General features: G+C 56.5%; 1 protein-coding gene. It reads left to right on the top strand.

The window, feature by feature from the left end:
* Nucleotides 1–420 precede the first annotated feature (420 nt).
* Nucleotides 421–1,290 carry a M48 family metallopeptidase gene (locus NW819_RS11465; RefSeq protein WP_011433741.1) on the top strand — a complete coding sequence of 290 codons (870 nt, stop codon included), beginning with the start codon at nt 421–423 and terminating at the stop codon, nt 1,288–1,290.
* The last annotated feature ends 53 nt before the right edge of the window (nt 1,291–1,343 follow it).

Below are 1,343 nucleotides of genomic sequence, written 5' to 3'. Positions count from 1 at the left end.
TTCAGCGTGAATGTATCAGGTAACTCCAGCCGATGCAGAGGCTCATGCTGCTCCCCAACCGGCAGATCTGGCAAGGATCTGGGCAGATTGCCCGCAGGCGGTGTTCAACCAGGAATCAAGTCAGCAGCAACTGTTTTTGGGATTGGGGCTGCCCCCGCACTTGACCTGGCAAGGGCGACTCTATCGCCGCGCTGAGCGTGCTGCCGCCGATACTGGGCGCTTTGTTACCGATGGCACTCGCATTCAAGATCATGTGGTCTATTGGGAGATCCCCTCTGGAGAAAACCCGTTTGATTTTAGTAAACTACCCGACCCTGCCGGATCCGCCGCCGGAGCGGCTATTTTTGTTGAATCGCCACCGCCAGTTTGTGCCCTACGAGTTGTAACCGAAGTCCTTTCTCCCTCTGTTGTCTATTGTCTATGTCGTCCATTCAACGAGAACCTCGCATTCTGTTGGGCCTGCGGGCCGACCAATTTCGTCATCCCGTGGATCTGCAAGCCACCCGCTCTCTGCAGCAAGTGCCGGGGCTGGGCCTGCTGATTCAAAATTGGCTTGGCTCAACGGCAGGACAGATATTTTATCTGGACAACATTGCTTCCAGCATCCAAATTAACGAGCATCAGTTGCCGGAAATTCATCAGCTTTTGGTGCAGGCCTGTCGCATCTTGGATCTGGAGGTGCCCCAGCTCTACGTGCGGCAGAACCCCACGCCCAATGCTTACACCTTTGCCATGCAGGGGAAAAAGCCCTTCATTGTCTTGCACAGCTCTCTGCTGGATCTGTTGGAGCCGCCGGAAATTCAGGCCGTGATCGCTCATGAGTTGGGCCACTTGAAGTGCAATCACGGGGTCTACTTGACGATGGCCAACATTCTCATGCTCTCCACCAGCTTGCTCCCCTTCGGGGGGTTGTTTTATCAGGCGTTGCAGGATCAACTGATGCACTGGCTGCGGTGTGCCGAGTTTACCTGTGACCGGGCGGCGCTGTTGGTAGCCCAAGATGCCAAGACGGTGATCTCGGTGTTGATGAAATTGTGTGGGGGATCCCCGCAATTGGCCTCCAAGCTGAACGTGGACGCCTTTTTGGAGCAGGCCCGTACTTACGACGAGCTGGACGGGGATCTGTGGCAGATGGAGCTGAAGCAGATGCAAACGGTGGGGCGCACCCATCCGCTGCCGGTGCTACGGGCCAGAGAAATCGAGCGTTGGTTCCGCAGCAACACCTATCAGCAGATCCTGGAGCTCCAGGGATTGGGCTCCGCACCGCGGACGTCAACGGCTGCTTCGTAAACTACCGGACTCCGACCGCTAAAGCAGTACAGAGCGGGCTTTTAGTAGCCCTG

This window comes from Synechococcus sp. R8-2, from assembly GCF_047461715.1.
Lineage (GTDB): Bacteria > Cyanobacteriota > Cyanobacteriia > Thermostichales > Thermostichaceae > Thermostichus.
This window is presented reverse-complemented; position numbering and strand designations above follow the sequence as displayed.